Below are 24886 nucleotides of genomic sequence, written 5' to 3'. Positions count from 1 at the left end.
CCCGGTCAGGAACATGCAAACTTGTACTGCCTGATGAGCGGCCCACGGCCACGCCTTTCAGTGGTTCAGCGGACTCGACGGTCTCGATGATGTGTCCGGTCGACCCGAGGAGGTTCTCCACAAGGTGCCGCCGGTCGTCGCCCGCGACCTGCCCGCGTAGTAATGTTCGGTGACTCGGCGACGACACGCGGGTTAACAAGGACACGCTGCATGCCGGGCCGGACACTGATGGTGACGGAGCGGTTGCGGGAGGGAACAGGGGCCGCTGTGAGCGGAGCAGAAGCGCCGGGCGCGGTCGACAGCCGGGAAGGCCGTCGCCCGCTCTGGGTCGTCCCGCACGAGGTGCCGGCCATCGTGCCGTTGCCCTCGCGGTCGACCGAGCCGCGCTGGGTGGGGGTGTACCGCTGGGCCGCGGTGGGTGGGGACCTGCTCGCGGCGATGCTCGGCGTCTCGATCGCGTTGCTGACCCGGTTCGGGTACCACGTCGGGTCCAGCTACCTGGTGGTGAGCAGTCTGCTGCCGATCGCCTGGGTGGCGGTCGTCGCGTTGTCGAAGGGGTACGACCCGCGGTTCTTCGGCGCCGGCCCGGACGAGTTCCGGTCGTTGCTGCGAGCCGGCGTCGGGCTGACCGCGGCGGTCGCGATGACGTCGTACGTCACGAAGGCGATGATCGCGCGTGGCTTCGTGGTGCTGGCGATCCCGGTGATGGTGATCGCCGCGCTGCTGCTGCGGTACGCGCTGCGCAAGGACCTGCACCGGCACCGGGTCCGAGGCCGCTGCATGCACAGGGTTCTCGTGGTCGGGCGCAGTGGCCCGGCCGCGACCTTGTGTGAGCACCTCGAGAGCCGCCCGACCGACGGCTTCCGGGTCGTCGCCACCTGCCGGCCCCGCGGTGACGGCCACGACGACGGCAAGGCCGACGCCCCGCTGCAGCCGGACGAGCTGGACGAGCCCGACATCCTCGCCGCCGCCGACCGGCACGCGGTCGAGGTGGTCGCGATCGCGACCGACCCGGAGCTGGCCGGCCAGTCGCTGCGCCGGCTGTCCTGGGCGCTCGAGCAGCGCGGCGTCGAGCTGATCGTCTCGCCGGGCATCATCGAGGTGGCCGGCCCGCGGATCTCGGTCCGCCCGGTCGCCGGCCTGTCGCTGCTGCACCTGGAGCGCCCGTCGGTCAGCGGCGGCCCGCACCTGATGAAGGCGGTCTTCGACCGGGTGGTTGCCCTCGGCATCATCCTGCTGCTGTCCCCGCTCCTGATCGGGCTGGCGCTCGCGGTCAAGCTGACCAGCTCCGGCCCGATGCTGTTCCGGCAGCAGCGCGTCGGCCGCGCGGGCGTCGAGTTCACGATGCTGAAGTTCCGCAGCATGTACGTCGACGCGGAGCAGCGGCTGTCCGACCTGTATGCGCTGAGCGACGGCAACGGCGTGATCTTCAAGATGCGCAACGACCCGCGGATGACTCCGCTCGGCCGCTGGATCCGCCGGTTCTCGCTGGACGAGTTGCCGCAGCTGTTCAACGTGCTGCGCGGCGACATGTCGCTGGTCGGCCCGCGTCCGCCGCTGGCCGAGGAGGTCGCGCTGTACGCCGCCGACGACTCCCGGCGGATGCTGGTGAAGCCCGGGATGACCGGCCTGTGGCAGGTCAGCGGCCGCAGCGACCTGTCGTGGGACGAGTCGGTCCGCCTCGACCTGCGGTACGTCGACAACTGGTCGATGACGCTGGATCTGCTGATCCTCTGGAAGACCGTGCGCGCGGTGATCTACGGCGCGGGAGCGTACTGAATGGATTTGCATGCACCGGTGTACGTGGCGGGCCATCGCGGCCTGGTCGGCTCGGCCATCTGGCGCCGGCTCGACGCGGCCGGGTACACGCACCTGATCGGCGCCGGTTCGCAGGAGCTGGATCTGCGCGACCGGGCCGCGACGTTCTCGTTCCTGCGCGAGCACCGGCCCGCGGTCGTGGTGGACGCGGCCGCGCGGGTCGGTGGCATCCTGGCGAACCGGGACCACCCGACCGAGTTCCTCAGCGACAACCTGCGGATCCAGGTGAACCTGATGGACGCCTGCCTCGAGGTCCGGACGCCGCGGCTGCTGTTCCTCGGCTCGTCGTGCATCTACCCGAAGTACGCCGAGCAGCCGATCCAGGAGTCGAGCCTGCTGACCGGCGAGCTGGAGCCGACCAACGACGCGTACGCGATCGCGAAGATCGCCGGGATCATGCAGGTCCAGGCGGTCCGCCGGCAGTACGGGCTGCGCTGGATCTCCGCGATGCCGACGAACCTCTATGGGCCGCACGACAACTTCGACCCGGCGTCGTCGCACGTGCTGCCGGCGCTGATTCGCCGCTTCCACGAGGCCAAGGCGAGTGCCGCCGAGGAAGTGGTGCTGTGGGGGAGCGGTACGCCGCGGCGCGAGTTCCTGCACGTCGACGACCTCGCGGACGCGTGCCTGCACCTGCTGGAGCACTACGACGCGCCGGAGCCGATCAACGTCGGCGTCGGCACCGACGTGACGATCCGTGAGCTGGCCGAGCTGGTCGCCCGGACCGTCGGCTATACCGGTGCCCTGAGCAACGATCTGTCCAAGCCGGACGGCACCCCGCGCAAGCTGCTCGACGTGAGCCGGCTGCTGGCGCTGGGCTGGAAGCCGTCCATTTCCCTCGAAGACGGTGTCGCCGCCACGTACGCCTGGTATCAGGAGCATGTGGCGTGAAGAAAGCATTCATCACCGGCATCACCGGCCAGGACGGTTCGTACCTGGCCGAGCTGCTGCTGGCCAAGGGCTACGAGGTGCACGGCCTGATCCGCCGGGCGTCGACCTTCAACACCAAGCGGATCGACCACCTGTACGAGGACCCGCACGCCCAGGACAAGCGGCTGTTCCTGCACTACGGAGACCTCACCGACGGCTCGCGCCTCGTCACGCTGCTCGCGTCGATCCAGCCCGCCGAGGTGTACCACCTGGCCGCGCAGTCGCACGTCCGGGTCAGCTTCGACGAGCCGGAGTACACCGGCGACACGACGGGGATGGGGACCACCCGGCTGCTCGAGGCGATCCGGATGATCGGGCTGGACTGCCGGTTCTACCAGGCGAGCTCGTCGGAGATGTTCGGCGCGACGCCCCCGCCGCAGAACGAGGACACCCCGTTCTACCCGCGCTCGCCGTACGGCGCCGCGAAGCTCTACAGCTACTGGATGACCCGCAACTACCGCGAGGCGTACGACATGTTCGCGGTGAACGGGATCCTGTTCAACCACGAGTCCCCGCGCCGCGGCGAGACGTTCGTGACCCGGAAGATCTCCCGCGCCGTCGCCGCGATCACGTGCGGCACGCAGGACCGGCTGTACCTCGGCAACCTGCAGGCGTCCCGGGACTGGGGATACGCCCCGGAGTACGTCGAGGGCATGTGGCGGATGCTGCAGCACCACACCCCCGCGGACTACGTGATCGCGACCGGTACGTCGTACTCCGTGCGCGACTTCGTGGCGCTGGCGTTCGAGCACGTCGGGCTGGACTGGGAGAAGTACGTCGACCACGACCAGCGGTACGAGCGCCCGACGGAGGTGGACTCGCTGATCGGCGACGCGTCGAAGGCCGCCGGCGAACTCGGCTGGAAGGCCCAGGTGCACGTCCCCGAACTGGTCCGCATCATGGTCGACGCCGACCTCGCCAAGCTGACGGGAGAGGACGCGTGAGTAGGGTCGATGTCCTCGGCATCCATGTCAGTGTGACGAGCCTGGACCGGACCGTGGAGACGTTCGCGCGCTGGATCGACGACGGCGAGCGGCACCTGGTCTGCGTGTCGGACATGAACGCGCTGCTGCACGCCCGCGCCGACGCGCGGCTGACCGAGGTCTACAACACGTCCGGGCTGACCGTCCCGGACGGCATGCCGTTGGTGTGGGCCGGAAAGAAGGCGGGCTTCGCGGAGATGGACCGGGTCGCCGGGCCGGACCTGCTCGAGCGGGTGCTCGCGGAGGCGGCGGACCGCGGCTGGACGCAGTACTTCTACGGCGGTGCGGACGGTGTCGCGGAGGAGTTGCGCGAGCGGTTCCAGGACCGGCACCCGGCGTTGAAGGTGGTCGGCGTCGAGTGCCCGCCGTACCGTGAGCTGACCGCGGCCGAGGACGCGGAGACGGTCGCCCGGATGAACGAGGCGCGGCCGGACATCGTCTGGGTCGGGCTCGGCGCGCCGAAGCAGGAGCGCTGGATGGCCGACCACCGCGACCGGCTGAACGCGACGATCCTGATCGGCGTCGGCGCGGCGTTCGACTTCCACACCGGCCGGCTGGACCGCGCGCCGCGCTGGATGCAGCGCGCCGGGCTGGAATGGAGCTACCGGCTGTACAAGGAGCCGCGGCGGCTCTGGAAGCGGTATGTGCTGGGGATCCCGCGTTTCCTGCTGGGCGTGCTCAGGAATCCGCCGCGTCCCGTCTAGGCAGTGTGGTCTAGGTTGGGGCGGTGAAGTTCCGGCGGCCGAAGCTGCGTCGGCTGGCCGGTCCGGCCGGTCGCGCCACCTGGGGTTTGGCGGACCAGGGCTTGTCGAGCCTCAGCAACCTCGCCGTCGGCGTGGTGGTCGCCCGCTCCAGCACAGTCGCCGACTTCGGCATCTACGCACTGGCGTTCGGCGGCTACACCATCGCCCTGAACGTCTCCCGCGCCGTCTCGACGGAACCTCTCGCAGTCCGCTACTCCGGAACCCGCACCCCCGCCTGGCAACGAGCCGTCCGAGCCAGCACAGCAACCGCCGTGCTCTGTGGTCTGCTGGCCATGCTCGTCGGCCTTGCCATCGCCGCGTTTCCAGGCGTTCCGTCGAGGGGCGTCCTGCTCGCCTTCGCGTTGACCATGCCCGGCCTCCTCCTCCAGGACGCCTGGCGCTGGGCCTTCTTCGTCGTAGGCGAAGGACAAAAAGCCTTCGTCAACGACCTGATCTGGCTCCTCGCCATGCTCGCGATCTTCGCCGGCCTCTACCTGACCGGAACCACCTCAGCCTTCACCCTCACGTTCGCCTGGGGACTCGGCGCGGTGATCGCCGCCATCGCCGGCCGCTTCCAGGCAGGTGTCGCACCCCGCCGGCAGCTGATCCGCGAATGGGTGCGACGCAACTGGGACCTGAGCCCGAAGTACGTCGGGGAGATGCTCGCGGTCTCCGGCACCATCCAGGTCTACATGCTCGGCATCACCGCGGCCGCCGGCCTGGTCGCCACCGCGGGTATCCGCGGCGCGCAGGTCCTGCTCGGCCCGGTCAACGTGCTGAACCAGGGGATCCGGATGATCTCGGTCCCCGAGGCGGCCCGCGCCCTCAAGCATTCGTACCGCAGGTTGTGGCTGGTCGGACTGGCGATCTCGTTCGGCGTCGGCGCCGGGGCGCTCGCCTGGGGCGCGATCTTCCTGCTGCTCCCGGCCGTCGTCGGCCGGGAACTCCTCGGCCTGGGCGTCTGGACCCAGGCACACACGGTGCTGATCCCGGTCATCCTGCTGCAGGCCCTCGGCGCCTCGAACGCGGGCGCCTTCGCGATCCTCCGCGCCCTCACCGCCGCGACCCGCGGCCTGCGGGTCCGGCTGATCTCGTCGGTGATCCTGATCGTCTGCGGCGTCTCCGGCGCCTACCTCTGGGGCCCGAAGGGCGCAGCCTGGGGCCTGGCCGGCGCCTCGTTCGCCACGTTGCTGCTGTGGTGGAACGAGGCCCACCGAGCCATCGCCGCCCATCGTCGACTCAGCGCACAGTGACCATGGCGTAACCACCTCGTACGACGTGATGTCCGTCGGACACCTCGATCCGATAGGCCTGAGTGCTGCGTGACGGCGCCGTGGTGTCCGTGAGTGTGACGTTCGGGCGGTACCAGAACGCGGAGCTGACGCGGGTGGTGTCCACGACCGTGTTCGCCGTGCCGCGGAGCAGGCGATAGGTGAGCCGTACGTCGTCGTTGTCCAGCGAGGCCCGGACCGTGGCCCGCACCTGACCGATCGCCGGACGGGACAGGGTCGGGACCGCAGGTCTGAGCGGTGCGGCGCCGGGGCCGAAGTTGGTGAACCGGGTCAGCCCTTGCTGCCCGGCGCCGTTCACCTCGGTGAAGTCGCCGCCGACCCACAGATCGCTCCCTCCGCCGGCCGCCACGAGCGGTCCGACCAGCGTCGGCGGCCCGCCGTTCGTGTTCGGGAACCACGGGCCCAGGGCACCGGTCGCAGGGTTCTGCAGCAGCAGGAAGTGCGTGCCGCTGCCGTCGGCGAACGTACCGGGACAGCTGTGCGCGTGCGATCCCTTGAACAGCCACCCGTCGACCATCGCCAGCGCCTCGGTCGCGCCCAGGCAGTTGCTCTTCCAGAGGAGTTTGCCGGTGGCAACGTCCGCGGCCCAGGTCCCGTCGAAGCAGCCCCGGCCGTCACCGGCGTCGGCGAAGAACACCCGGCTCCCGGACGTCTCGATGTCCTTCACCCGCGAGACACAGGTGCTGCTCGGCAGCGGTACGGCGGACGCAGCGGGGAAGGGCAGCAGCACCCCGATCGTCGTGTTGACGCTGGCCACCGCCCAGCGGCTCCTCCCGCGGAGCGTGGCGAACGTCCCGCCCAGGTAGACCCGCGAGTTGTCGTCGGCAACGTCGATCGCGTAGACGTCGTCGTCCGCGTCCGGGTTCCACGGCAGCAGCGCGCCGGTGACCGTGCTGATCGCGGCCGCCCGGTTCCGGGTCACGCCGTTCACGAGCCCGAACGAGCCACCGAAGTACAGGCTGGTGCCGCCGATCGCGAGCGCCTTCACCCGGTACGACACCCGTGGCGCGATGTTCGCGACCAGCCTTCCGGTCGCGGTGTCGAAGGCGGCGAGCCGGTTCCGGACCAGACCGTCGACCCGGGTGAAGTCGCCACCGACGTACACCCTGGAACCGTCCGGCGACGCGACCACGGCCCAGACGAACCCGTTCAGGTCGTGGTTCATCGCGGCGTCGAGCGCGCCGGTGCGTTCGTCGAACGCGGCCAGGTAGGTCCGGGTCACCTCGCGGGTGCCGGGCGGCGCGCCCGGCGGACGGACGGTCGTGAACCGGCCGCCGACGTACACCTTGCCGTTGGCAACGGCCAGGCCGAGCACGCTGGCATCGGTCTGCCAGCTCGCGGCCGCGACAGCCGTCAGCCTCGCTCCGGTGCTGTGCGCGGGCTCCGGTGGGAGTACCCCCAGTACGAGTCCACCGATGCCCAACGCAACAAAGAGTCTTGCCCCCATGATCGAACCCCCAGTCACCACGCTACGACTGAGGGTGTCGATCGGGAAGAGACAGTTACGGGATCTTCACCGAGGCGGTGGCGCCCTTCATGATGTTGCGGCCGTCGTGGACCTCGACGTGGTACGCGTACGTCGATCCGCGCTTCAGCCCGCGATCGACGACCTGGTAGGTCTTGCGGGGCTGCCAGAAGTACGTCGTGTACTTGGTCGACCCGATGTTCAGCGAACCGCGGAACACGTTGTACGTCAGCGTCAGGTTGTCCACGTCGTACGAATCGGCGTAGCTCACGTACACCCGGCCGGCCGTCGTCGCGGTCAGCGTCGGAGCCTTCGGTACGGCGGGCGCCGCGCCGCCGGGCGCGTTCGTGAAGTGGGTGATGCCGACCTGCAGCTTGCCGTTCACGTGCAGGAAGTCGCCGCCGACCCACAGGTCGGTGTCGGTGCCGGCCATCGCCAGCGGGCCGACCTTCGTGGTGCTCTTCAGGTTCGCGTCGGTGTTCGGGAACCACGGCCCGAGGTTGCCGTTGATCGTGCTCTCGACCAGCAGGTAGTGCGTGCCGGTGCCGTCCGGGAAGCCGTTCGGCGACGAGCTGCAGTTGTGCGCGTGCGAGCCCTTGTACAGCCAGCTGCCGATCGCCTTGATGGCCTCGGTCGCGCCGAGACACTTGTTCTGCCACAGCAGTTTCCCGGTCGACACCGAGGCGGCCAGTACGCCGTCGTAGCAGCCGGACCCGTCGCCGCCGTTGGACACGTACACATTGTCGCCGAGGGTGTCGATGTCCTTGACCCGCGTCGTACAGGTCGCGGTCGGCTTCGGGATGGCGGCCGCGGCGGGGAAGTCGAAGGCGGCGCCGGTGGTGTTGTTCAGCATCGCCAGCGAGTAGTGGTCCTTGCCGCCGATCGTGCTGAACGGGCCGCCCACGAAGACCCGGGTGCCGTTGTCGGACACGTCGACGGCGTACACGTCGGCGTTGGCGTTCGGGTTCCACGGCAGTAGGTCGCCCTGGATCAGCCGGACCGCGCCGAGCCGGTTGCGGACCACGCCGTCGATCTTGCCGAAGGCCCCGCCGATGAACACGCTGTTGCCGTAGATGGCCAGCGCCTTCACCCGCGCCGCGACCACCGGGTCCCAGGCGGCGACGAGCTTGCCGGTGGCGACCGAGAACATCGCGATCTTGCTGCGCCGGACGCCGTTCACCATCGTGAAGTCGCCGCCGATCACGACCCACTTCCCGTCCGGGCTGGTGGCGATCGCGTACACCGGGCCGTTCAGCACCGGCGCGAAGGCCGTCGGCGCACCGGTCTTGCGGTTGAACGCGGCGACGTACGAACGCTTGGTCTCCGGCGCCTGCCCGGAAGCCATCCCCGGCTGCCGCAGCCTGGTGAACAGCCCGCCGGCGAACACGGTGTCACCGGCGATCGCCAGCGCGTTCACGCTGTTGTTGGTCTGCCACGAGGTCTGCTTGATCGCCGACACCGCCGACGCGAAGCCCGGGGTCGCCGCTTGCACCGGCGGTCCCGACGGGATCAGCGCAGCGGCCAGAACGGCCGCAGCGGTGACAACGGCCAGCACTAACTTCTTCATTTGTGTCCTAACACAGGCGGGGTCCTACAGCGCGTGCCTCATCACGCACCAGCGTCGGACACTAGCGCCGCAGGAGGCCCACCGGAAGCGGGTCTCCTGCTCGCGTTATGACTTTGTGCTAGAGAAGCCTTTTCACCTGGCCGCGTAGTGAGATTGAACCTGAGCGCCGGTCAACGCGTACGGGTAGACCGCCGCCTCGTCGATGCCCATCCCGGTCTGGGTGGCGCCGCCGCCGGGCCACGCGTTGTTGTTGTCGTAGCCGACCCGCCACCATCCGTAGTACAGCGACGCCTGTCCCACCTGGGCGCTGCCGCTCAGTACGCCGTCGACGTACAGCTTCATCGCGCCGTCGTCGTACGTCCCGACGACGTGGTGCCAGTTGCCGTCGTTCTTGCCGGACAGGCTGGTCAAGGTGCGCTGTGAGCCGTCGTTGACGCCGAACACGATCGAGCCGTTGGTCCGCATGTACAGCATCCGGTCGTTGATCGCGGTGCTCTGGGTCTTCCCGTTGCCGAACCCGATGATCCGGCCGCCGCGGTTGAGCCCGCTCTGCTTGACCCAGGCCTCGACCGTGAACTGCTGCGGCATGCTGGACGCCTTCGCGCCGACCATCCGCCCGGTCGTGGTGCTGGTCGTCATCGCGGTGTTGCCCGCGACCGCCCCCGCGCCGCCGAGCGTGACGCCGGTGAACGGGCCGGTGTTGTTCTGCCCGGAGGAGTCGACCGACGTCGTCGCACCGGCGGCCTCACCGAGACGCCAGTACGTCTGCGGCCCGTCCGCGTTGACGATCTGGTCGTACGCCGTGGACGCGGTCGTGGCGACCGTGACCGGGTCCGAGTAGTTGCCGCGGATCGTCGTACTGCCGTCGGTGACCTCGACGCGGTAGTTGGTCGACTCGCCGGGCGTCACGTCGGTGTCGGTGTAGCGGATCCACGGGCGGTCCCAGGGCGTCGACTTGACCGTCCAGGTGGCGATCGTGGTGTTGCTGAAGCCGCGGAGCAGCCGGTACGTCAGCGTGCTGTCGTCGTTGTCGACCACGGTTGGGAAGTTGATCTGCACCGCGCCCGGACGGACGCTGTACGGCGTCAACTTGGCCGGCTTGGCCGGAGCCGCACCGGGGAGGGCGTTGGTGAAGTGCGTGAGGCCCTGCTGCGGTGCGTCGTTCACGTGCAGGAAGTCGCCGCCGACCCACAGGTCGTCGCCGCCGGTCGCGAACGCCAGCGGGCCGACGTTGGTCACGCTGTTCGGGTCGGCGTCGGTGTTCGGGTACCACGGACCGAGCGAGCCGTCGGACAGCTTCTCGGACAGCAGGAACCGGTAGTCGAAGCCCTGCGGGAAACCGCCCGCGCCCTGGTTGGCGCAGTCGTGCGCGTGGGAGCCCTTGTAGAGCCAGCCGTTCACGACCTTGACGGCCTCGGTCGCGCCGAGGCACTGGTTCTTCCACTTCAGCGTGTTGGTCGCGATGTCGACCGCCCAGGTGCCGTCGAAGCACCCGCCGCCGTCACCGCCGTTGCCGAAGTACACCGTGTCGCCGCTCGCGTCGATGGTCTTCACCCGGGTCGTGCAGGACCCGTTCGGTGGCGGTACGGCGGACGCGCCAGGGAACGGCAGGACGGCGCCGGTCACCGGGTCGAGGCTGGTCACGGTGTTCTGGCTGGTGCCGTTGACCGTACTGAACTGGCCACCCGCGTACACCTTCGACGCGTCGTCGGCGGCGTCCACGGCGTACACGTCGCCGTTCACGTCGGGCGCCCACGGCAACAGCGTGCCGGTGTCGGTGGTGACCGCGGCGAGCCGGTTGCGGGTCAAGTTGTTCACCAGGCCGAACGAGCCGCCGAAGTACACCGTCGTCCCGGACACCGCGATGGTCTTCACCCGGTACGAGACCGAGGGCTTCCAGTTCGCGACCAGGGCGCCGGTGGCGGTGTCGAAGGCGGCGATCCGGTTCCGGGTCTGGCCGTTGACGGTGGTGAAGTCGCCGCCGACGAAGATCCGCGAGCCGTCCGCCGAGGCGGCGACCGCGTAGACCTGACCGTTCAGCACCGGGTTGAACGCGGTGACCAGGGCGCCGGTGTCGGCGTCGAACGCCGCCAGATACGCCTGGGCGACCTCGCCGGTGCCGGCCGCGGCGCCCGGCGGCCGGACGCTGGTGAAGCGCCCGCCCGCGTACGCCTTGCCGCCGGCGACCGCGAGACCCTGCACGCTGGCGTTGGTCTGCCAGCTCGAGCTGTCGACCGCCGACAGCGACGCCTCCACGCTCTGCGCCGGTGGCGCGAGCAGCAGCGTCCCTGCGACGGCCAGCACGGTCCCGGCGATGCCCAGCTGAAGGCGCAGCCGTGTGAACAGCGGTCGTTTCGTCATGTCCCCCCTAGGACAATCCGGCGCCGCCTCACGACGCCGTACACAAGCTTTCTCCGAAGCTCCCCCGGACAGAGAGTAGAGCACCGGAGCGAGATCGTCTGCCCTGGCCGCCGCGGCCTGTGGATATCCTGGGGCGCTGGCCGTGATCGACTCGAGCGAGGTACTGCATGGAACCGGGCACTGTGGTCTGGCGGGAGACCGCCCAGTCACTGCTGCGGCAGAAGTGGCTGATCATGGGCTGCGTGTTCCTCGGGCTGCTTGGTGGCTCGGTGTTCGCGCTCTCGCAGACCACGCGCTGGACCGCGTCCAGTCAGCTGGTGATCGGCCCCGCGGTACCGCCGGCCCTGGTCGGGAAGCTGTCCGCCGGCGCGGACAAGACCGGCCCGCTCGGCATGGACCTGCCGGCCGAGACCCAGGCCCGGGTGATGGCCAGCCCGACGCTGCTGAAAGCCGTGGTCAAGTCCCTTGGGATGCCGAGCGACGACAAGACCCTCCAAGACCTGGCCGCGGCGACCAAGGTGAAGGCGGTCACCGACAACGCGTACCTGATCAGCACCGACGGTCCGACCGCGCAGAAGGCCGTCGACCGGGCGAACGCGATCGCGGCGGCCTACCTGACGCAGCGCAACAACGAGGCCAAGAGCCTGCTCACGAACCTGGCCGAGCAGGCGCAGGCCCGGTCGAAGACCGCGACCGCGCAGTCCCGCAGCCTCGTCAGCCAGATCAACGAGGCCGTCGGACGTGGCGACAACCAGACCGCGGCGGCGCTGCGCGACCAGCGGGTCGGCCTCGCGACCGAGGCCCGGCAGGCCGCCGACGACGCGGCCGCGATGCTGAAGGCGCTGTCGGCCGTCGGGGCCGCGAGCCAGCTGGTCGCGCCGGCCACCACCGACACGGCCACGTCGTCGCCGATGGTTGCCCGCGACATCCTCGTCGGCGGCATCCTCGGCCTGGTGCTCGGCTTCGGCCTCGCACTGCTCCGCTCGCACCTGACGCCGTACATCCTGACCCGGGACCAGGCGGCGCGGGCCTCGAGCGCCCCGGTGATGGCGGCCTCCGAGGGACACCGCCGCCGGTTCTGGCAGCGGTCCGCCCCGGAGCTCCCGCAGTACGAGATCACCGCGCTCGGCGCCGAGGCGAGCGGTGCGCTGGCGCGGCGGGAGCTGAACCCGCGCGCGGTCGCCGGCGGCAGCCCGGGCGCGCTGCTGGTCGTGTCCGCCTCCCCGACCCCGAACTCCGCCGGTATCGCGCTCGCGATGGCCGAGGCGAACGCCCGCGACGGCCGCGAGACCCTGCTGGTCCTCGCCGACATCGAAGGTACGCCGGTCCTCCCGCACCTCACCGGCCACGAAGGGCTGACGGACCTGGTCAACGAGCCGGCCGCCACCCGCGCGATCCGCGCCCGCAAGCTGTTCAGGCCCGGTACGGTCGCGGACCTGTACGTGCTGCCGCCCGGCCTCAACCACGAGGAGACGGCCGAGGCGGTCGGCCCGTCGCTGGTGCCCGGCATCGTCGCGGACCTGCCACCGGGGTACTCCGTGGTCGTCCACGGCCCGGCTTCCGTCGGCCGGCACGGGATCTCGCCGCTCGCCGCGGCCGTCGACGCGTCGGTGCTGGTCGTCCAGGTCGGCCTCGACAAGGAGATGGACGTCGCGCGGCTGACCGGCGCGCTGCAGTTCGCCGGCGCCCCGGTGCTGGGCGTCGTACTGATCGGCACGTCCGGCCAGGACGAGACGCTGGGCATCCCGCTGAACTACAAGCCGCTGGACTGATGCACGCGACCTTGGCGCCACCCGTCCCCGGCACGGTCGAGAACGCGAACGAGCGACCGGCCTGGTTCTGGCTGATGCTCTGGTGCCTGTTCGTGCTCGGCGTACAGCCGTGGTCGTCCCGGGTGGCTTCACCGCAGGGCGACACCGGATCCACGAACAGCATGGCGAAGGGCCTGCTGCTCGGTGCGGTCTTCCTGGTGGCGATCGCGGCCACCAAACCCGGGTTCCGGACCCGGGTGAACCCGGCCAGCTGGCTCTACGTCATGTACGTGCTGTTCGCCTGCGCGACGGCGTTCCTGCTGGCCGAGCCGATGGGGCCGCTGACCCGGCTGGCGCGGTTCCTGATCGGGCTGGTGCTGATCTTCCTGCTCTGGCGTCCGCTGGTCCGGGTCCCGGAACGGCTGGTCCGCGCGCACCTGTGGGCACACCTGTTGCTCGGGGCAACCGTCGTACTGAGCCTGGCCTACTCGCCGTCGGAGGCGTGGCGGCCGCTGCGCACGCTCGGCGCCGGATACCGTCTGCAGGGTGTCATCATCCCGATGCTGCCGCCGCGCGTCGGCGAGGTCGGCGCGATCATGCTCGGGCTCGCCCTGGTCGGGCTGGTCTGCCGCAAACTGGCAACACTGCCCGCGGTGACGCTGATCGGGCTCGGCGGCATCCTGATCGCGGCGAGCCGGACCCGGACGGCGGCCGCGGCGGTCGCGGCCGGGCTGGTGGTCGCGCTGATCGTCACCCGGAAGACGTGGCTCGGCCGGATCGCCTGCCTGGTCGTCCCCGGACTGCTCGGGCTCGCGTTCCTGGCGATCGGGTCGTTGCACACCTGGCTGCTGCGCGGCCAGGGTACGCAGCAGATCACGTCGCTGAGCGGCCGGACGACGAGCTGGCAGGCGGTCATCGACGAGAAGGTGTCGACGCAGACCATGATCATCGGCCACGGCCTCGGCAACAAGCGGATCCTGTTGCTGACCGGTGAGGGCAACATCGGCGTGATGGCGATCGACAACAGCTGGCTCAGCCTGTACTGGGAGACCGGTCTGCTCGCGGTCGCCATCGTCGCGGTCGCGCTGATCGTCGCGTGGATCTCGGTCCTCCGGGCGCCCACGCCGTACGTGAGGGCCTGCGGCGCGGTGCTGCTCGGCTACGTCACCGTCGCCTCGCTGAACGAGAGCGGGCTGTCCGACCTGTCGTCGATGACGCTGCACCTGCTGGTCGCCGCCGCGATCTGCGACGCCGACCGGCTGCGCCATCGAAGACGATCAGCTGCTCACTGAGTCCTTGTCGAACCCGGACTGCTGCCACTCCGACCAGGTCAGCGACTTGCCGTGGTACGCGAACTTGCCGGCGCCCTGATAGCTGTTCCGGCGGAACGTGACCGCGCCGGGCTGCGTCGGCGACTTCTTGTTCTCCACCACACCGAGCGTCGATGACGGGTCGGTCATCACGATCAGGTTGCCCTCGACGAGCACGTTCCGCAGGACGTACGTACCGCGCGGTCCGTCGCCCCGGGTCCGCGACTGGATCGACAGCGCGTTCCGGTTGTCCTTGATCAGGTTGCCGCGGACCTGTACGTCGGACGACGTGTTGACGTTGATGCCGCCGCCGTCCCAGAGCGTGCCGCCGGACCCGCGGCCGGTGCCGAACCCGTTGTGCTCGACGACGTTCTGGTCGATGACGCCGGCGTAGCTGATCTCGTACCGGATCCCGTCGGCCGCGTTGTCGCGGATCCGGTTCCCGGTGATCCGGCGGTCGTACTCGGCGATGTCGCTCCACATCCCGACGCCCCGGTTCGCGACGATGTCGTTGCCGCTGACCTCGCCGGAGGACCGGGTGGATTTGATCCCGCCGGACTCCCAGTCCGCGATCCAGAACCCGTCGGTGTTGTTCCGGGTGACGAGGTTCGCGCTGATCCGGACCTCGGCGGACCTGTACTGCCCGATGCCGAGCTGGCCGTTGTCGGCGACGGTGTTCCGGCTGACCTCGGCGCGGTCGCCCTGGCTCACCATGATGCCGACGGCGTGGTTCCAGCGGACCTCGTTCGACAGCACCTTCCAGCCAGGACCGGCCTGCAGCGCGCCGGCCTGCGGGCGGCTCGCGAAGTGTTCGATCGTCAGGCCGGTGACGGTCACGTTCTCGGCCGTGTTCGCGATCGCGGTCTGGGCGCGCGACATCTCGGCGAGGTGCCCGGTCGGGTCGTCACCGACGTACAGGACGTTGGTGTTGTAGTCGCCGTAGAACGTGCCGGGCTTCACCTGGGGCAGGCTCATCACGCGGGTGAGATGCTTGCCGTCGAGGTACAGCTGCTCGCCCAGCTGGCACGGGTTCGTCTTGTTGTCCTCGCACTGGCCCTTGAGCTTGTACGCCGGTGGCAGCACGCCGTGCACCGCCCAACTGGTGCCCGTGCGCGTCCAGCCGGTCAAGCTGACAGCCCCACTCAGCACTGCACCTGGTCGCCCGCCGAGCGTGTCCCCTGTCCGCGGCTGGATCGCTTTCGACAGCCGGTGCACGCCTTGCGTGAAACAGAACGTGGTGTTGGCCGGGGCGGCGTCGATGATCGGCTGCGGGTCGGTGCCGACCGGGATCGCCGTACCGCTGCAGGGCTTCGCCGTACTCGGGCCTGTCGGTCCGAGTACGGCGGCGGCCGCGGCCGGGGGAGCGGTGGGCACCGTGACGGTCACGACCTGTGTGGGCTCGGGAGCGGCTCCCTTGCCCGAGCAGCCGGACACCAGCAACACCGCGGCACCAGCAGCCGCGACGGCCCCACGCCTCATCGCAATCCCTTCGGCAAGATTGCGTGAGACTACCTGTTCGACAGGTACGTGTCCTTCGCGAGGTCGTACGCGAGCGCCTTCGCGACCTGCAGCGCGTCGTCCTCGTCCAGCCGGTGCTGTACGACGAGGTTGGCCAGGTACCCCGCGTCGATCCGCCGGGCCAGGTCGTGCCGCGCCGGGATCGACAGGTACGCACGGGTGTCGTCCACGAAGCCGGACATGTTGTAGAACCCGGCTGTCTCGGTCACCAGTTCGCGGAACCGGCGCATGCCGTCCGGGCTGTCCAGGAACCACCACGGCGCCCCGAGCCGGACGGCCGGGTACACGCCGGCCAGCGGCGCGAGCTCCCGGGAGTACGTCGTCTCGTCCACGGTGAACAGCACCAGCCGGAACCCGTCCGCGTGCCCGAACCGCTCGAGCAGCGGCCGCAGCGACCGGGTGAACTCGGTCGCCACCGGGATGTCGTGCCCCTGGTCCGGCCCGTACGTCGCCAAGATCGCCGGGTCGTGGTCCCGCAGTACGCCGGGGTGTAGCTGCATGACCAGCCCGTCCTCGGCCGACATCACCGCGAACTGGAACAGCACGTGCCCGGCGAACACAGCGGCGTCCTCCGCGGTCACGTCGCCCTTCAACGCCCCCGCGTAGATCCGGGCCGCCTCGGCATCGCTGAGCGGTACGGCGGCCGCGCTCAGGTGACCGTGATCAGTGGCCCGCGCACCCGCCGCGACGAAGGCCTGCCGCCGCTGCCGGAGCGCCTCCAGGAACCCGTCGTACGTCGTGGTGTCGACGTCGGCCAGCTTGCCGAGCCGCGCGATCAGCTGCGGCCAGCCGTCCCGGTCGACGTGGGCGACCGCGTCCGGGCGGAACGTCGGGACCACCCGGCCGGGCAGGTCCGCGGCGAGCTTCGCGTGCTGGGCGAGGTCGTCGGTGGCCGCGTCAGTGGTGGAGATCAGCTCGATGTTGAACCGGTCGAGCAGCGCGCGCGGGCGGAACTCCGGCTCCGCGAGCCGCGCCATGATCTGGTCATACAGCTCGTCGGCGGTCTCTGCGGACGGGTGCACGGTCAGGCCGAGGACCTCGGCGAACTCGTGCTCCAGCCAGTACCGGCTCGGCGTACCGAGAAAGAGGTGCCAGTTGGCGCAGAACTCGCGCCAGATCTCGCGTGGCTCGGCGGTCTGCCTGCCGTCCCGGCGGGGCAGGCCGAGCTTGTCGGGGGAGACACCCTGGGAGACCAGCATCCGGGTCACGTAGTGGTCCGGGACGACCAGCAGCTCGGCCGGGTCGCCGAACGGGGCGTCAGCGGCGAACAGCCCGACGTCGACGTGGCCGTGCAGGCAGAGCAGCGGCAGGTCCTTCGTCGAGTCATGGATCCGGCGCGCGACGTCACGCGCCGGTCCGGCCGGCAGGGCGCGGTCCGGGTGGGGCTGCAGGGCCTTCGGCATCTGTCCTCCAGTCAGCTGAAACGGCACTGCAAAGGATTGCAGCCGGGGGCAGCCTGCACAATACCCGGGTTCTTGACACAGAGTGCAACCGATTGCAGACTCAAGCGGACCGGTAGAGGAGATGGGTGTGGCAGCGACGATCAGGGATGTGGCGCGATTGGCCGGAGTGTCGGCCTCGACCGTGTCGCGTGCGTTGTCGCTGCCCGGCATGGTGAACGACGCCACCCGCGCCCGGGTCGCGGCGGCCGTCGAGCAGCTCGGGTACGCGCCGAACCGGGCTGCCCGCGGCCTGATCACCGGGCGCACCGGGACCATCGGGCTGGTGGTGCCGGACCTGGCCAACCCGTTCTTCGCCAGCCTCACCAAAGGCGTGCAGGAGCGCGCCCGCCGGTACGACGTCGCGGTGTTCGTCGCCGACACCGACGAGGACCAGACCGCCGAGTCGGGCCTGGTCCGGGCGCTGTCCAAGCAGGTCGACGGAGTCGTCCTGTGCTCGCCCCGCGGCAGCGACGAGGAGCTGGCCGCGATCGCCCAGGACACCACGGTCGTCCTGGTCAACCGCGCGGTGCGGGGCCTGCCCGGGATCAACTACGACAACGAGGACGGCATGCGGCAGGCCGTCGCGCACCTCGTTGCCCTCGGCCACCGCCGGATCGCCTGGGTCGGCGGCCCGGCCTCGTCGTGGTCCACCCAGCACCGCGGCGTCGGCCTCCGGAACGCGGTCCAGGCACAGCACGTCGAGCTCGCCCCGGTCGGCAACTTCGCGCCGACGTACGAGGGCGGCATGGCGGCCGCCGACCAGGTCGCCGCGACCGGCGCGACCGCGGTGGTCGCCTACAACGACCTGGTCGCGATCGGCCTGCTGGCCCGGCTGCACAGCCGCGGCATCTCGGTGCCCGGAGACCTGAGCGTGGTCGGCATCGACGACATCGCGATGTCCCGGATGGCCCGGCCGGCGCTCACCACGGTCCGGCTGCCGAAACAGGAGGCGGGCCGGCTCGCGGTCGAGCTGCTGCTCACCCTCCTGGACGACCCGGATGCCACGACCACCACCCACGGCGATCTGCACGGGGAACTGATCGTCCGGGACTCCACCGGACCGGCACCCTCAGAATGAAAGGTAGTGACGCTTGACCAGGCTGAGTCTCACCAACCTGCCCGTCGCCCCCGCGGTCGATCCGACCGCGGTGTCGGTCGGTATCGTGCACCTCGGGATCGGCGCGTTCCACCGCGCCCACCAGGCCGTCGTCACCGAACGCGCGGCGGTCGCGACCGGCGAGACCCGCTGGGGGATCACCGGGGTGAGCCAGCGCTCCACCATGGTCCGCGACCAGCTCGCGCCGCAGGACGGCCTGTACTCCGTGCTCGAACGCGGCCTCGGCGACCCGTCGATTCAGGTGATCGGCAGCATCCGCGACGTTCTGACCGCGCCGGAGGACCCGGAGGCCGTGGTCGCCCGGATGGCGGATCCGGCGGTGTCGGTGGTGACGCTGACCGTGACCGAGAAGGGGTACCGGGCCGCGGGCGACGGGCTCGACCTGGACGACCCGGAGATCCAGGCCGACCTGGCCGGGCGGCCGCCGCTGACCGTCGTCGGCCAGCTGGCGGCGGCGCTCGCCCGCCGGGACGAGCCGTTGACGATCCTGTCCTGCGACAACCTGGTGGCCAACGGCCCGTTCCTGCGGAAGCTGGTGGCGGACTACTTCGATGCCCTCGGCAAGGTGCCGCCGGCGTTCGAGGCCAGCCGGTTCCCGGCCAGCATGGTGGACAGGATCGTCCCGGCGACCACTGATGCGGACCGCGACGAGGCGGCCCGGATGCTCGGCGTACGCGACGAGGCGGTCGTGGTCGCGGAGCCGTTCCTGCAGTGGGTGATCGAGAACGACTTCGCCGGCCCGCGGCCCGCGTGGGAACGCGGCGGCGCGGTGCTCACCGCCGACGTCGCACCGTGGGAGCAGGCGAAACTGCGGATGCTGAACGCGACCCACTCGATGCTCGCGTACCTCGGCGCCCTGCGCGGCTACGAGACGATCGCGGAGGCCGTCCGTGACGAGGAGCTCGGCGGCCTCGCCCGGCAGCTGATGACCGACGACGTGATCCCGACGCTGACACCGCCCGACGGCCTCGACCTGCCGGCGTACGGCGCGACGGTGCTGGAGCGCTTCGAGAACCCGGCCCTGAAGCACCGCACCCGCCAGGTCGCGATGGACGGCTCGGTGAAGCTCCCGGTCCGGATGCTCGGCACCGTCCGCGACCGCCTCACGGCCGGCGCCGAACCCCGCACGATCTCACTCGCGGTCGCCGCCTGGATGGTCTACCTCCTCCGCACCCCCGACCTAGACGACCCCCAGGCCCCCCGCCTCCAATCCACCGTCGCCGGCCTCACCGACCCCACCAAACTGGTAGACGCCCTCCTCTCAGTAGAAACCATCTTCACCCCCGACCTCCGCGACTCAACCCTCTTCCGGGATCTTTTGATCACCCACACGACTGCCCTGCTTCACTAGCTGGGGAGGATGGTGAGGATGCCGGTGGGGGTCAGGACTGCTTTGCCGAGGGTGAAGATGCTGGACGTGTCTTGGCCGGTGGTTTGCCACTGTTTGGCGGTGTACCACTGGCCTGTCTTCTGGAAGCGGTCCGCGGTCAGGCTGTCGAGGATGTAGAGGTTGTCGTTCAGGGTGACCGCGCCGGCAGGGATCGCCGCGCCGGAGTTCTGCACCATGCCGGTCGCGGTGGTGCCGCCGCGCATCGTCACCTGGTTGCCGGAGACAACGATGCCGCGGAGCAGGTTCTGGCCCCACGGGCCGGAGCCGCGGGTGCGGGACTGGATCGAGATCCCGTTCACGTTGTTCGCCACCACGTTGTCGCGGACCTGGACGTTCGACGACGTGTTCACGTTGATCCCGCCGCCGTCCCACAGCGACGTACCGGAGCCGCGGCCGGTGCCGAAACCGTTGCCGCTGACCACGTTGTTCGCGATCACGCCGTTGCGGCCGATCTCGTAGCGGATCCCGTCCGCCGCGTTGCCGACGATCTGGTTGCTCGCGAACGTCCGGCTGTCGTCGTACGCGTCGCTCCACAGCCCGATGCCCAGGTTGTCCGCGATCAGGTTGCCGGCGACCGAGCCGCCGGACGACCAGGTGGTCTTGATCCCACCGGACTCCCAGTCCGCGATCCAGAAGCCGTCGGTGTTGTTGCCGCTGACCTCGTTCGCGGCGATCGTGCCCTTCAGCGTGCTGTACTGCCCGACCCCGAGCTGCCCGTTGTCGTGGATCCGGTTCCTCTCCAGTACGGCGCTGTCGGCGTTCACGAGCATCGCGCCGACGGCGTGGTTCCATCCGATGTCGTTCGCGTACACGTGCCAGCCGAGCCCGAGGACGACGGCGCCGGACTGCGGGGGAGTCGCGAAGTGCTCGATCGTCAGCCCGCGGACGACGACGTTGTTCCCGCCCGGCTCGATCGCGGTCGGCGTACTCGACATCTCGATCGCGTGCCCGGCCGGGCTGTCCCCGAGGTAGACGGCGTTCGCGGTGTAGTCCGCGTAGAAGGTGCCGGGGGCAACCTTGTCGCGGGACGCCACCCGGGTCAGGTGCCGCCCGTCGCGGAATACCTGCTCGCGGAGATAGCAGATGTTCGCCTTGTCGTCCTCGCACTGCCCGGTCTGCGCGTACGCCGGCGGCAGTACGCCGGTGGTCACCCAGGCGGCATGCGACGCGGTGGCGGTAGGTGCCCAGCGGTTGAGGCGGACCGACCCGGTGAGTACGGCGCCGTCGTCGCTGGCGAGGACCTGGCCGGCCTTCGGGTGGATCGTGTCGCGGATCCGGTGCAGGCCGGCGCTAAAGCAGAACGTCGTACCGGCGGGTGCCTCGTCGACGATCGCCGCGGCGTCGTCGGTGGTGCCGATCGGTATGCCGTCGCAGGCGGGCGCCAACGCGGGCCCGGTCCGGAACGTGCCGTCGTTCGGCGGCGTGGCGACGGCTTGGTCGTCGCCGGTCAGCAGGCCGACGACCTGATCGCCGACGTCGGGCGCTGTGCCGTTCGCGGGTAGCGGGCCGACGGCAACCAGGCCGGTGCCGACGACAACGACTGCCAGAAATGCGGTCTTCATAGCGGAGCCTCCGGTGGCACAGGTAGCCCTGAGCGCACCCCCCATGGCGCGGCTTCGCTACGCAGGTTACCCCTACGTCACGTAGTCATGGCAATACGTAGCGCACAAATATGTTGCGAAAGGCAAGCGGTCAGTTGGCGAGGAAACTGCCGACCTTGTCCAGCCCCGCCTGCCGCCAGCCGGCCGCGGTCAGCTTGGTGCCGAAGCGCGCGAACCGTTGGGTGCCGAGGCTGTCGAGTACGTACTTGTTGCCGCTGAACACCACTTCGCCGCTGGGGACCTCGGCGCCGGAGTTCTGGACCATTCCGGTTGCCTGGGTGCCGCCGGTCATCTCGATCGTGTTGCCGCTGACCTGGACGTCGCGGAGCAGGTACGTCCCCCACGGGCCGCTGCCGCGGGTCCGGGACTGGATCGTCACGCCGTTGACGTTGCCCGCGACCCGGTTGCCCTTGATCGTGACGCCGGTCGACGTGTTGACGTTGATCCCGCCGCCGTCCCACAGCGACGTACCGGAGCCGCGGCCGGTGCCGAAGCCGTTGCCGGTGACCGTGTTGCCCTCGATCGTGCCGTTCCGGCTGATCTCGAAGCGGATGCCGTCCGCGGCGTTGCCGGCAATCTGGTTGCCGACGATCGACCGGCCGTCGTCGGCGACGTCGGCCCACATCCCGATGCCCTTGTTCGCCTTGATCACGTTGCCGCTCACGGTCCCGGACGAACGGGTCGACTTGATGCCGCCGGACTCCCAGTCGGCGATCCAGAAGCCGTCGGTGTTGTTCGAGCTGACCACGTTGCGGGTCACGTTCGCGGCGGCCGAGCTGTACTGCCCGAGGCCGAGCTGCCCGTTGTGGTGGATCAGGTTCCTGTCGACGACCGTGTTGTCCGCGTCCACCAGCATCACGCCGACCGCGTGGTTCCAGGAGATGTCGTTCGCGGTCACCTTCCAGGCGGGACCGGAGACGAGCGCACCGGCCTGCGGTGCGCTGGCGAAGTGCTCGATGGTGAGCCCGCGGACCACTACACCGCGTGCGTTCGACTCGATCGCGGTGGCGGTCTTCGACATCTCGACGTCGTGCCCGGACGGGCTGCTGCCGAGGTAGATCGCGTTCGCCGCGTAGTCGGCGTAGAACGTGCCGGCCCGGACCGCGGACACGCTCGCGACCCGCGTCAGGTGCGCACCGTCGAGGAACAGCTGCTCGCGCAGATAACAGATGTTCGCCTTGTTGTCCTCGCACTCACCGCTCTTGCCGTACGCCGCCGGCAGCGCCCCGCGGACGACCCACGCCGATCCCGAGCGGACCCACCCGCGCAACGGAACGGACCCGGTGAGTACGGCGCGCTGCGCACTCGCGAGGACCTGGTTCGCCTTCGGCCGGATCGTGCTGCTGATCCGGTGCACACCCGCGGCGAAGCAGAACGTCGTACCGGCGGGCTTGGAGCTGACGATCGACTGCGCGTCCTGCCCGGGATTGATCACCACGCCGACGCACGGACCGGCGGCGGCAGGCCCGGCCTTCTCCGAGCTGACCACCGGCGGCTTCGGGACCTTCGGCTCGGCGGGCTTCGTCGGCTTGGCGGTCGTCGGCGTACTGCCCGGCTTACCGGTGCGGTGCGATCCCGGCTTCGAGGAGGGCGCAGAGGTCGGCGCGGCCGTTGGCCGGCCGGTCGGGCGCCCGGCGGGCGTCGTGGGCGTGGCGCCGGCGCGATGCGACGGGACCACCCGGCCCGCGGCCTGCTCGGATTCCTGGAACCGCGCCGTCGTCGTCGCCTTGTGCTCGTTCGCGATCACCGGCACGGCGACCGCGACCACGGCGACACCAGCAGCGAGGAGCGCTGCCAACCACCACTTCCTCAATGCACTCTCCTGGGAGCGGGCGAGACCAGGCTGTAGTTACCGCGGGACTTAAGGTAGTGCCATGCGGGTCGCAATGCTGCACAACCGTTACCGGACCGGTCAACCCAGTGGTGAGAACACCGTTGTTGCTCAAACAGTTGATTTGTTGCGGAACTCCGGCCATGAGATCGACCTCTACGCGCGGAACAGCGATGACATCGCCGGTATGGGCCGAAAAGATCGCGCACTGTTACCGTTTCGTTCCGTTTGGTCATTTTCGGCGGAACGCGATTTAACACAGCTATTGCAAGCGCAGCGGCCCGATGTGGTGCATGTGCACAACACTTTCCCGCTGTTCAGCGCCTCTGTACTGCGGGCGGCGTACCGGCTGGACCTTCCCGTTGTCGCGACCCTGCACAACTTCCGGCTGCTCTGTGCGAACGCGGTCCTGCAGCGCGACGGGCGCCCGTGCGAATCCTGCATCGGCAAGCTGCCATTCGCGGCGGTCAAGCACGGCTGCTACCGCGAGTCGCGCGTCCAGACACTGCCGCTGGCGACCAGCATCGGCGTGCACAACACGCTCCATACGTGGCAGCGGTACGTCGACATGTTCGTCGTACCGTCCGGGTTCGTCCGGGACCGGTACATCGCCGCCGGGTTCGACGCGGAGCGGTTCGTGGTGAAGCCGCACGCCGTACCGCATCCCGCCGGGGTACGGACCGGAGCGGGTGACGCGGTGGTGTTCCTCGGGCGGTTGAGCGAGGACAAGGGGTTCGCGGATCTCCTGCAGGCATGGGATTCCGGGCTCGGCCGCTTGGTTGTCGTGGGCGACGGTCCGCTGCGCGCAGCGGCCGAGGAACGGGCCCGTACGGACCTGTCGATTCAGGTGCTCGGTCAACTACCGTGGGCGGACGGCATGGAAGTACTGCGATCCGCGCGCGCCGCCGTCGTACCGGCCCGTTCGTATGAGACGTTCGGACTCGTGGTCGTGGAGGCTTTCGCACAAGGCGTGCCGGTGGTCGCGTCCCGGCTCGGGGCGCTCGCGGAGCTCGTCGACGACGGCCGCACCGGCGCGCTGACCGAACCCGGCGATCCGGAAGCACTGCGCAAGGCGATCGGGTTGGTGGCTGATCCCGTCACTTCGATAGCCTGCGGCGAACGAGCCCGCGAGGACTACCTGAAGCGCTTCACCCCGGAGCGTGACCTGGTGGCCACGGAAAGGATCTACACCGATGCGATCGCCCGGCACACCGCCCGCGGCAGGTCGAGCACGGGACGTTGGGCGGGTCGTGCCCGCCCGGTATAAAGTCACGCCAGGCGCAGGGGGCGGCGTCGGGCTGGAGAGAGTGCGGGAGTTCGTGTTGGGGGAAGGCAGTTTGCCGCGGATCGGATGCGTTGCCGGGGTTTTCGACCTGTTCCATGTCGGCCATGTCGACGTGCTCGAGCGCGCGCGGCAGTTCTGCGACCGGCTGGTGGTCGCGGTGCTGTCGGACGAGTGGGCGCTGGACGCCTGGGGCGCGCGGCCGTTCGTGCCGCAGCTGGAGCGGGCGCAGATCGTCGGGCACCTGCGCTGCGTCGACGAGGTCGTTGCCGTGGACGCCGTCCGGGACGACCGGCTGACCGGCGTGCTGGGGGTACAGACCGTGTTCGCCGCGAGTGCCGCGGACGGCGTGCTGGGGGTCGCGGAGCTGGCCGGGCTACCGGCCGGGCTGATCACCGTGCTGCCCGCCGGCCGGCAGTCCCGCAGCCCGATCCTGCGCGCCGCGATCGACCAGCGGCAGTCGCGCAGCTCCGTCGCATGACGGC

At 70.0% G+C, this 24886-nt stretch carries 18 protein-coding genes; 11 read left to right on the top strand and 7 right to left on the bottom strand.

The window, feature by feature from the left end; all coding sequences use genetic code 11:
- Window positions 1-267: 267 nt before the first annotated feature.
- Genes ACFV9C_RS28700 through ACFV9C_RS28680 form a run of 5 tightly spaced genes read left to right on the top strand, consistent with a single transcriptional unit; the run spans window position 268 to window position 5727 of the window.
- Entirely contained in the window at window positions 268-1779 is a 1512-nt protein-coding gene (locus tag ACFV9C_RS28700; protein WP_380198516.1) for a sugar transferase, read from the top strand.
- Entirely contained in the window at window positions 1780-2709 is a 930-nt protein-coding gene (locus ACFV9C_RS28695; protein ID WP_380198514.1) for a GDP-L-fucose synthase family protein, read from the top strand. It abuts the gene before it with no gap.
- Complete coding sequence (gene gmd, locus ACFV9C_RS28690) at window positions 2706-3692, top strand: GDP-mannose 4,6-dehydratase (protein ID WP_380198512.1); 987 nt, start codon at window positions 2706-2708, stop codon at window positions 3690-3692. Before ACFV9C_RS28695 ends, gmd begins: the two co-directional genes overlap by 4 nt.
- Complete coding sequence (locus ACFV9C_RS28685) at window positions 3689-4435, top strand: WecB/TagA/CpsF family glycosyltransferase (RefSeq protein WP_380198509.1); 747 nt, start codon at window positions 3689-3691, stop codon at window positions 4433-4435. Before gmd ends, ACFV9C_RS28685 begins: the two co-directional genes overlap by 4 nt.
- A gap of 23 nt (window positions 4436-4458) precedes the next feature.
- Window positions 4459-5727 carry a hypothetical protein gene (locus ACFV9C_RS28680; protein WP_380198507.1) on the top strand — a complete coding sequence of 423 codons (1269 nt, stop codon included), beginning with the start codon at window positions 4459-4461 and terminating at the stop codon, window positions 5725-5727.
- On the opposite strand, the gene ACFV9C_RS28675 is transcribed toward ACFV9C_RS28680, so the two are convergent.
- The 3 genes from ACFV9C_RS28675 to ACFV9C_RS28665 all read right to left on the bottom strand — a co-directional run bounded on the left by ACFV9C_RS28675 (window position 5714) and on the right by ACFV9C_RS28665 (window position 11159).
- On the bottom strand, window positions 5714-7213 hold the full coding sequence (locus tag ACFV9C_RS28675; RefSeq protein ID WP_380198505.1) for a fibronectin type III domain-containing protein: 1500 nt from the start codon (window positions 7211-7213) through the stop codon (window positions 5714-5716). The two genes, ACFV9C_RS28680 and ACFV9C_RS28675, sit on opposite strands and share 14 nt — an antisense overlap.
- 55 nt (window positions 7214-7268) lie before the next feature.
- Window positions 7269-8798, bottom strand: coding sequence for a fibronectin type III domain-containing protein (locus ACFV9C_RS28670; RefSeq protein ID WP_380198503.1), 1530 nt, complete (start codon window positions 8796-8798; stop codon window positions 7269-7271).
- Window positions 8799-8930: 132 nt separating this feature from the next.
- Window positions 8931-11159, bottom strand: coding sequence for a LamG-like jellyroll fold domain-containing protein (locus ACFV9C_RS28665; protein ID WP_380198501.1), 2229 nt, complete (start codon window positions 11157-11159; stop codon window positions 8931-8933).
- Window positions 11160-11326: 167 nt separating this feature from the next.
- On the opposite strand from ACFV9C_RS28665, the gene ACFV9C_RS28660 reads away from it, so the two are divergent.
- Together ACFV9C_RS28660 and ACFV9C_RS28655 are read left to right on the top strand one after the other, a co-directional pair.
- Complete coding sequence (locus tag ACFV9C_RS28660) at window positions 11327-12931, top strand: Wzz/FepE/Etk N-terminal domain-containing protein (protein WP_380198499.1); 1605 nt, start codon at window positions 11327-11329, stop codon at window positions 12929-12931.
- Complete coding sequence (locus ACFV9C_RS28655; protein WP_380198497.1) at window positions 12931-14202, top strand: O-antigen ligase family protein; 1272 nt, start codon at window positions 12931-12933, stop codon at window positions 14200-14202. The genes ACFV9C_RS28660 and ACFV9C_RS28655 overlap by 1 nt, the downstream gene beginning before the upstream one ends.
- Here the strand turns inward: ACFV9C_RS28655 and ACFV9C_RS28650 are convergent.
- Together ACFV9C_RS28650 and uxaC are read right to left on the bottom strand one after the other, a co-directional pair.
- A complete protein-coding gene (locus ACFV9C_RS28650) occupies window positions 14188-15699 on the bottom strand; it encodes a right-handed parallel beta-helix repeat-containing protein (protein ID WP_380198495.1) in 1512 nt (503 codons plus the stop codon). The genes ACFV9C_RS28655 and ACFV9C_RS28650 overlap by 15 nt on opposite strands.
- Window positions 15700-15728: 29 nt before the next feature.
- A complete protein-coding gene (uxaC, locus tag ACFV9C_RS28645) occupies window positions 15729-17141 on the bottom strand; it encodes a glucuronate isomerase (protein ID WP_380198493.1) in 1413 nt (470 codons plus the stop codon).
- Window positions 17142-17268: 127 nt separating this feature from the next.
- Here uxaC and ACFV9C_RS28640 point away from each other — a divergent pair, with 127 nt between their 5' ends.
- Window positions 17269-18258, top strand: a complete 990-nt coding sequence (locus tag ACFV9C_RS28640; protein WP_380198491.1) for a LacI family DNA-binding transcriptional regulator — start codon at window positions 17269-17271, stop codon at window positions 18256-18258.
- A 13-nt stretch (window positions 18259-18271) separates the two neighbouring features.
- Window positions 18272-19648 carry a mannitol dehydrogenase family protein gene (locus tag ACFV9C_RS28635; protein ID WP_380198489.1) on the top strand — a complete coding sequence of 459 codons (1377 nt, stop codon included), beginning with the start codon at window positions 18272-18274 and terminating at the stop codon, window positions 19646-19648.
- Here the strand turns inward: ACFV9C_RS28635 and ACFV9C_RS28630 are convergent.
- Together ACFV9C_RS28630 and ACFV9C_RS28625 are read right to left on the bottom strand one after the other, a co-directional pair.
- Complete coding sequence (locus ACFV9C_RS28630; protein ID WP_380198487.1) at window positions 19645-21249, bottom strand: right-handed parallel beta-helix repeat-containing protein; 1605 nt, start codon at window positions 21247-21249, stop codon at window positions 19645-19647. The two genes, ACFV9C_RS28635 and ACFV9C_RS28630, sit on opposite strands and share 4 nt — an antisense overlap.
- Before the next feature lie 130 nt (window positions 21250-21379).
- Window positions 21380-23086, bottom strand: coding sequence for a right-handed parallel beta-helix repeat-containing protein (locus ACFV9C_RS28625; protein ID WP_380198485.1), 1707 nt, complete (start codon window positions 23084-23086; stop codon window positions 21380-21382).
- Window positions 23087-23162: 76 nt separating this feature from the next.
- Here ACFV9C_RS28625 and ACFV9C_RS28620 point away from each other — a divergent pair, with 76 nt between their 5' ends.
- On the top strand, window positions 23163-24386 hold the full coding sequence (locus ACFV9C_RS28620; RefSeq protein WP_380198483.1) for a glycosyltransferase: 1224 nt from the start codon (window positions 23163-23165) through the stop codon (window positions 24384-24386).
- A gap of 40 nt (window positions 24387-24426) precedes the next feature.
- A complete protein-coding gene (locus tag ACFV9C_RS28615; RefSeq protein ID WP_380198481.1) occupies window positions 24427-24882 on the top strand; it encodes an adenylyltransferase/cytidyltransferase family protein in 456 nt (151 codons plus the stop codon).
- Window positions 24883-24886: the final 4 nt, after the last annotated feature.

This window comes from Kribbella sp. NPDC059898 (genome assembly GCF_042730855.1).
Lineage (GTDB): Bacteria > Actinomycetota > Actinomycetes > Propionibacteriales > Kribbellaceae > Kribbella.
This window is presented reverse-complemented; position numbering and strand designations above follow the sequence as displayed.

Excerpts from the sequence above, each read along its gene's own strand:
- ACFV9C_RS28695 (WP_380198514.1), top strand. The coding sequence starts at position 1,780 with ATGGATTTGCATGCACCGGTGTACGTGGCGGGCCATCGCGGCCTGGTC.
- ACFV9C_RS28675 (WP_380198505.1), bottom strand. The coding sequence starts at position 7,213 with ATGGGGGCAAGACTCTTTGTTGCGTTGGGCATCGGTGGACTCGTACTG.
- ACFV9C_RS28670 (WP_380198503.1), bottom strand. The coding sequence starts at position 8,798 with ATGAAGAAGTTAGTGCTGGCCGTTGTCACCGCTGCGGCCGTTCTGGCC.
- ACFV9C_RS28665 (WP_380198501.1), bottom strand. The coding sequence starts at position 11,159 with ATGACGAAACGACCGCTGTTCACACGGCTGCGCCTTCAGCTGGGCATC.
- ACFV9C_RS28660 (WP_380198499.1), top strand. The coding sequence starts at position 11,327 with ATGGAACCGGGCACTGTGGTCTGGCGGGAGACCGCCCAGTCACTGCTG.
- ACFV9C_RS28655 (WP_380198497.1), top strand. The coding sequence starts at position 12,931 with ATGCACGCGACCTTGGCGCCACCCGTCCCCGGCACGGTCGAGAACGCG.
- ACFV9C_RS28650 (WP_380198495.1), bottom strand. The coding sequence starts at position 15,699 with ATGAGGCGTGGGGCCGTCGCGGCTGCTGGTGCCGCGGTGTTGCTGGTG.
- uxaC (WP_380198493.1), bottom strand. The coding sequence starts at position 17,141 with ATGCCGAAGGCCCTGCAGCCCCACCCGGACCGCGCCCTGCCGGCCGGA.
- ACFV9C_RS28630 (WP_380198487.1), bottom strand. The coding sequence starts at position 21,249 with ATGAAGACCGCATTTCTGGCAGTCGTTGTCGTCGGCACCGGCCTGGTT.
- ACFV9C_RS28620 (WP_380198483.1), top strand. The coding sequence starts at position 23,163 with ATGCGGGTCGCAATGCTGCACAACCGTTACCGGACCGGTCAACCCAGT.